The organism is Staphylococcus sp. HMSC068G11 (genome assembly GCF_001815825.1).
Taxonomy (GTDB): domain Bacteria; phylum Bacillota; class Bacilli; order Staphylococcales; family Staphylococcaceae; genus Staphylococcus; species Staphylococcus epidermidis.
This window is the reverse complement of record NZ_KV822100.1, coordinates 81,554-89,132: the sequence shown is the minus strand read 5'-3', so window position 1 is coordinate 89,132 and position 7,579 is coordinate 81,554. Positions and strand designations below refer to the sequence as shown.

5 protein-coding genes, 1 pseudogene and 1 riboswitch are annotated in these 7,579 nt (G+C 31.3%); all 6 genes and pseudogenes read left to right on the top strand.

Going from position 1 to position 7,579, the window contains the following annotated elements; genetic code table 11:
* Positions 1–181: 181 nt before the first annotated feature.
* A pseudogene (locus HMPREF3058_RS12340) lies at positions 182–575 on the top strand (IS5/IS1182 family transposase); the annotation flags it as partial.
* 96 nt (positions 576–671) lie between these two features.
* Positions 672–1,697, top strand: a complete 1,026-nt coding sequence (gene gap / locus HMPREF3058_RS10825) for a type I glyceraldehyde-3-phosphate dehydrogenase (protein WP_002446650.1) — start codon at positions 672–674, stop codon at positions 1,695–1,697.
* Between the two features lie 519 nt (positions 1,698–2,216).
* On the top strand, positions 2,217–2,687 hold the full coding sequence (gene nrdR / locus HMPREF3058_RS10820; RefSeq protein ID WP_002491812.1) for a transcriptional regulator NrdR: 471 nt from the start codon (positions 2,217–2,219) through the stop codon (positions 2,685–2,687).
* Positions 2,688–4,058: a replication initiation and membrane attachment family protein gene (locus HMPREF3058_RS10815; RefSeq protein WP_002491775.1), complete on the top strand. Its 1,371-nt coding sequence runs from the start codon at positions 2,688–2,690 to the stop codon at positions 4,056–4,058.
* Positions 4,058–4,978: a primosomal protein DnaI gene (gene dnaI / locus HMPREF3058_RS10810; protein ID WP_002446648.1), complete on the top strand. Its 921-nt coding sequence runs from the start codon at positions 4,058–4,060 to the stop codon at positions 4,976–4,978. Before HMPREF3058_RS10815 ends, dnaI begins: the two co-directional genes overlap by 1 nt.
* Positions 4,979–5,331: 353 nt before the next feature.
* Positions 5,332–7,269 carry a threonine--tRNA ligase gene (gene thrS, locus HMPREF3058_RS10805; RefSeq protein ID WP_002491783.1) on the top strand — a complete coding sequence of 646 codons (1,938 nt, stop codon included), beginning with the start codon at positions 5,332–5,334 and terminating at the stop codon, positions 7,267–7,269.
* 47 nt (positions 7,270–7,316) lie between these two features.
* Positions 7,317–7,492, top strand: a riboswitch (Lysine riboswitch).
* Positions 7,493–7,579: the final 87 nt, after the last annotated feature.

Below are 7,579 nucleotides of genomic sequence, written 5' to 3'. Positions count from 1 at the left end.
TTGTTGGCTCGCTTTCTTAGGGGACAGCTTCATCCTATAGTCTTTAGCTTGTCCTATTTTCTCATGAGTTTCGCTCAAATACTTTGTATTTATATGTAATTTAACATTGAAATACTTTCAAAAATAAGGTCCTTTTGTATAATTTAACAAATACCACTAAACTAAATTAACGAGGTACTTTATGCATAAAGATTATAATATGACTCAACTTACTTTACCAAAGGAAACTTCAGTACATATTCCCACACATGATATGTCACAATATGTGAATGATATTGTAAAAAAATTCCAGGTACTGAATTCAGACCGCATCGTTGCGCAACATTATAGCATCCCAATATCATGTTGAAAGTAGTGTTATATGACTACACACATTCTGTATTTTCTGGTAGAAAAAATTTCTTAATGATAGTATTCGAATGATGTGTTTTTCACAAATTCTAAACCTTTCTTATAAAACGATTAATCGATATAGAGTAAATCCAAAAGTAGATGTTTTATTAGAATCCTTATTTATTCAATTCCATAGTCGATGTTTGAATCAAAATCTTATAAATGATAAAGCTTTATTTATATTTATAGATAAATTTGTCAGTAAACGCTTTCATTTAAAAATGAATATGTTATACTATTTCCATAAAGTATAACATATAAAACAAGGGGTGCTTTGAATGGCAACGAATATTGCAATTAACGGTATGGGTAGAATAGGTAGAATGGTGTTACGAATAGCACTAAATAATAAAAATTTAAATGTGAAAGCGATTAACGCTAGTTATCCACCTGAAACAATTGCACATTTACTTAATTATGATACGACGCATGGAGTTTATGATAAAAAAGTTGAACCGATAGAAAGTGGTATTAAAGTGAATGGACATGAAATTAAATTACTTTCTGATCGCAATCCAGAAAATTTACCATGGAATGAGATGGATATTGATGTTGTTATAGAAGCTACAGGTAAATTTAATCACGGAGATAAAGCAGTTGCTCATATTAATGCAGGTGCTAAAAAGGTATTACTCACTGGACCGTCTAAAGGTGGAGACGTTCAAATGATTGTTAAAGGAGTCAATGATAATCAACTTGATATTGATACATACGATATCTTTAGTAATGCATCTTGTACTACTAATTGTATCGGTCCAGTTGCAAAAGTCCTCAATGATAAATTTGGAATCATAAATGGTCTGATGACAACTGTTCATGCGATAACAAATGATCAAAAAAATATTGATAATCCACACAAAGATTTAAGAAGAGCACGTTCTTGTAATGAAAGTATTATTCCAACGTCAACAGGTGCTGCTAAAGCACTTAAAGAAGTATTGCCTGAAGTTGAAGGTAAACTTCATGGAATGGCTTTAAGAGTACCAACTAAAAATGTCTCTCTCGTTGATTTAGTTGTTGATTTAGAACAGAATGTTACAGTTACACAAGTTAATGATGCATTTAAAAATGCAGATTTAACTGGTGTTCTTGATGTTGAAGAAGCTCCTTTAGTTTCTGTAGACTTTAACACAAATCCGCATTCAGCTATTATTGATTCTCAATCTACGATGGTTATGGGACAAAATAAGGTGAAAGTTATCGCTTGGTATGATAATGAATGGGGTTATTCGAATAGAGTTGTTGAAGTAGCTGACAAAATTGGACAATTAATTGATGATAAAGCAATGGTAAAAGCCATTTAACTGAATATTTATACTTGCACTAAACCTGAGATAGCCATATTATCTCAGGTTTATTTATATACAAATAGACCTAAACAAAGTTGAAGCACCGTTGATGTTATTATAGATAACCAATTAGCTTTAGACATATTACTAGATACTTTCTTTATAGAAAAATAATCCATAGTCATTATTTATTAATTAAGTTGAGATGATTTTGAAATGAGATGATTTTAACGAATCATCTTTCAAATTATAATTTAATAATGGTACTTTTGGTCGTATTTATAAAATTGTGTAGTACACTTAAATGATTGAAATTCATTTAATATGTTTAATCACGTTAAAATGTAATATTTTTAATAAATAACATAGTACACTAAAACCTTTATTTATAAGATATATTTTCCTTTTTTACACATAATGGTGTTATCAATGTATCATTACATTCTTTCATTTATAGTTGTAATTGACCTTTCTTTTTTACACCGTACTTTTATAGTATAATGTACGGTGATTAAACTTGGGAGGGTGATATATATGAAATGCCCGAAATGTAATTCTACACATTCCAGAGTGGTTGATTCAAGACATGCAGATGAGGCCAATGCGATTAGACGTAGAAGAGAATGTGAAAATTGCGGAACGCGTTTTACAACATTTGAACATATTGAAGTAAGTCCATTAATAGTAGTGAAGAAAGATGGAACAAGAGAACAATTTTTAAGAGAAAAAATATTAAATGGTTTAGTAAGATCTTGCGAGAAACGACCAGTGCGTTATCAACAACTTGAAGACATAACTAATAAAGTGGAGTGGCAACTTAGAGATGAAGGACAAACTGAAATTTCTTCTAGAGAAATTGGCGAGCATGTTATGAATTTATTAATCCATGTTGACCAAGTTTCTTATGTAAGATTTGCATCTGTATATAAAGAATTCAAAGATGTTGATCAACTCTTAGAGTCAATGCAAGGTATCTTGAGTGATAATAAACGGAGTGATAAATAGATGGGGTTACAAACCTATGAATATGGTCTAAAACCACAAGATGGATTTGAGGTGATTACACATTTCGAATTCACCTCACAACATTTAGATATTTTAAATCGACTATTTACCCCTTTAATTGGAGTTGAATCAATAGGACTCTATCATTTTATGAGTCAATTCATAGACGAAAGTCAACAACTCGGGTTAACGCATTATATATTCATGAATGAACTAAAAATTAACTTATTAGATTTTAGGGAGCAAATGGACAATTTAGAGGCTATTGGATTGATTAAAACATTTGTAAGGCATGAAGAAAAGTATTCTCACTTTGTTTATGAGTTAATTCAGCCTCCAACAGCCTATCAATTTTTTAATGATCCTATGTTATCAGTATTTTTATTTAGTGAGGTTGATAAAAAGCGTTATCAAGCACTTAAATCTTATTTCGAAAAAGATGAGAAAGATTTAAGCAAATATCAACAGACCACTAGAAAATTTACAGAAGTATTCAATGTACCTAAAAAGGTCAATGTTTCAGATCAAATTAATTTAAAGCAAATCAAACATTATAATGGCATAGATTTATCTAATGAAACTTTTGATTTTGAAATGTTGAGACAGATGTTGAACCATCATTTTATTAATAATGAAATTATCGATAAAGAAGCTAAGAATTTGATTATACAACTTGCGACGCTTTATGGGATTACTGAAGATGGCATGAAAAATGTTATATTAAGCTCCATTACCAGTGCACAACAGTTATCTTTTGAAGAAATGCGTAAGCAAGCTAGAACTTATTATCTGATTGAACATGATAATCAATTGCCTAAATTAGAGCATCAAACACATAATACTAACGATGAAAAAAAAGATCGACACGCAAAAGATACTACAAATGATTGGTTACAACTGCTAGATGAAACAAGTCCGATTGATATGTTAGCAAGTTGGTCTGATTCAGAACCTACACAGTCGCAAAAAAGTATGATAGAAGAATTGATTAACCGTGAAAAAATGAATTTTGGTGTAATCAATATACTTTTACAATTTGTTATGCTAAAAGAAGATATGAAGTTGCCAAAATCTTATATTTTCGAAATTGCTTCTAACTGGAAGAAAATTGGTATTTCAAATGCCAAACAAGCATATGAATACGCATTACAAGTTAATCAACCTAAAAATTATGAAACACATTCTAATGATAAACGGCAGAACAATCGTGGAAGACAAAATCAATTTTTATCCAAAGAAAAGACGCCTAAATGGCTTCAAAATAGGGACAATCAAGAAGATAATAAAGATATAAATGATGACACTCTCGAAGAAGATCGACAAGCATTTCTTGAAAAGTTAAATCAAAAGTGGAAGGAGGAAGATAATTAATGAAAAGTTTCAGAAATATCATGGGCGATTCTCAAAATCTAGATAAACGTATACAAAAAATAAAACAAAATGTGATTAATGATCCTGACGTTAAACATTTTCTTGAGAAAAATCGTAGTCATATAACTAATGAGATGATAGACGAAGATTTAAATGTTCTTCAAGAGTATAAAGACCAACAAAAAGTCTATGATGGACATCGCTATGATGATTGTCCGAATTTTGTAAAAGGACATGTTCCTGAACTATATATCGAAAATGAAAGAATCAAAATTAGATATCTACCTTGCCCGTGTAAAATAAAACATGATGAGGAACGATTCGATTCACAACTTATTATATCTCACCATATGCAAAGAGATACACTTCATGCAAAGCTAAAAGATATTTATATGAATAATCGAGAGAGACTTGATGTAGCAATGGCAGCTGACAAAATCTGTACAGCAATTACTAATGATGAAAAAGTAAAAGGATTATATTTATATGGTCCTTTTGGTACAGGAAAATCATTCATATTGGGTGCTATTGCAAATCAACTTAAATCGCAAAAAATTTCATCAACTATTGTATATTTACCAGAATTTATACGCACTTTAAAAGGTGGTTTTAAAGACGGTAGTTTTGAAAAAAAATTACAACGTGTGAGAGAAGCTAATATTTTGATGTTAGATGACATTGGCGCAGAAGAAGTCACACCGTGGGTAAGAGATGAAGTGATTGGTCCTTTATTACATTATAGAATGGTACATGAACTTCCTACATTTTTTAGTTCTAATTTTAATTATAGTGAACTTGAGCATCATCTTTCAATAACTAGAGATGGCACTGAAAAGACTAAAGCAGCTAGAATTATTGAAAGAATTAAAACTTTATCGTCACCTTATTATTTGACTGGCAAAAATTATAGAAACAATTGAATTTTAAAGTATGTGGTGTATAATAGAGATAAATCTTAATCGTTGAAACTATTGAAGATACGATAATTTAATCTCTGTTACACAGAAAGTCATTAACTGATGAGAATATGGCTAACACATTAAATTATTACTACTTCGTTATTATTGATATTTGTAATGAATATCCGGCTCAAGACCGTTATCTTATGTAGAGTATAGTATATGACTGGTCACGCATGTTTTTCATATACTTAACTAGGGTGGTACCACGACAAACTCGTCCCTTGCTAGGGGGCGAGTTTTTTTATGCTCAGTAAAGTCAATTTATTCAATAAGCCAACGATCAGATGTTTTATTAAATAGGAGGATAACATATGAATCAAATTAATATTCAATTTCCAGATGGTAATACAAAAGAATTTGATAAAGGGACTACTACAGAAGACATCGCTCAATCAATTAGTCCAGGATTAAGAAAAAAGGCAGTTGCGGGAAAATTCAATGGTCAACTTGTCGATTTAACACGCCCTTTAGAACAAGATGGAACTATTGAAATTATTACGCCTGGGAGTGAAGAAGCGTTAGAAGTACTTCGTCATTCAACAGCTCATTTAATGGCACAAGCATTAAAACGTTTATACGGTGACGTTAAATTTGGTGTTGGTCCTGTAATAGAAGGCGGATTCTATTATGATTTTGATATGGATGATAAGGTTTCATCAGATGATTTTGATAAAATTGAGAAAACAATGAAACAAATTGTGAACGAAAATCATAAAATTGTAAGAGAAGTAGTTAGTAAAGAAGAAGCAAAAGACTTCTTCAAGGATGATCCTTATAAATTAGAACTTATTGATGCAATTCCTGATGATGAGAGTGTAACACTTTATACACAAGGTGAATTTACTGATCTTTGTCGAGGCGTACATGTACCTTCAACTTCTAAAATTAAAGAGTTCAAACTATTATCTACAGCTGGTGCTTATTGGCGTGGAAATAGTGATAATAAAATGTTACAACGAATTTATGGTACAGCCTTCTTTGACAAAAAAGATTTGAAAGCACATCTAAAAATGTTGGAAGAACGTCGTGAGCGTGATCATCGTAAAATTGGTAAAGATTTAGAATTGTTTACAAATAATCAACTCGTTGGTGCTGGTTTACCGTTATGGTTACCAAATGGTGCTACAATACGTAGGGAAATAGAACGTTATATTGTCGATAAAGAAGTAAGTATGGGATACGATCATGTTTACACACCAGTATTAGCCAATGTTGATTTATATAAAACATCTGGTCACTGGGATCATTATCAAGAAGATATGTTCCCAGCAATGAAGTTAGATGAAGACGAAGCTATGGTCTTAAGACCAATGAACTGTCCACATCATATGATGATTTATAAAAATAAACCCCATTCTTATCGCGAATTGCCTATACGTATTGCTGAATTGGGTACTATGCATCGTTACGAAGCAAGTGGTGCAGTATCAGGTTTACAACGCGTTCGAGGAATGACATTGAATGATTCGCATATTTTTGTTAGACCTGACCAAATTAAGGAAGAATTTAAACGTGTAGTTAATATGATTCAAGATGTATACAAAGATTTTGGTTTTGAAGATTATCGATTCAGATTGAGTTATAGAGATCCTGAAGATAAACACAAGTATTTTGATGATGATGAAATGTGGGAAAAAGCTGAATCAATGCTTAAAGAAGCATCAGATGAATTAGGTTTAACATACGAAGAAGCCATTGGTGAGGCAGCATTCTATGGGCCTAAGTTAGATGTTCAAGTAAAAACAGCAATGGGAAAAGAAGAAACTTTATCAACAGCACAACTTGATTTTCTTTTACCAGAACGTTTTGACTTAACGTACATTGGTCAAGATGGAGAACAACATCGTCCTGTAGTTATACACCGTGGTGTAGTTTCTACTATGGAACGTTTTGTTGCATTTTTAACTGAAGAAACAAAAGGTGCATTTCCAACTTGGTTGGCGCCAATGCAAATTGAAATTATTCCTGTAAATGTAGATTTACATTATGATTATGCTAGACTTTTACAAGATGAACTAAAATCGCAAGGTGTCCGCGTTGAAATTGATGATCGTAATGAAAAAATGGGATATAAAATTCGTGAAGCTCAAATGAAAAAAATACCTTATCAGATTGTTGTAGGTGACAAAGAAGTAGAGAATCAAGAAGTAAATGTAAGAAAATATGGTTCTGAAAAACAAGAATCAGTTGAAAAAGATGAATTTATTTGGAATGTTATTGATGAAATCCGTTTAAAAAAGCATAGATAAACTTGAAAATATAAAGGATATCATGTATATTACAAATTAATATAATAAATAGAGTTAGAGGTTGCATTATTAATGACTAACTTATCAGAAGTCGTATGGGACAAGTGTTGAATAAGCGAAAGGTAATAATGCCGAAATGATGTTAATTCCATAAGTTAGCATTGTTGGGACAACTTTCGAATAGAAGTTGTACTGTCACTTTATGTGATGTGCTACCTTATATAGATAAACTTAAGTGGTTGCATATCTTATAGGTATGTAACCACTTTTCACATTATTGATACAGATATAAAGACAAGCGATATAAAAG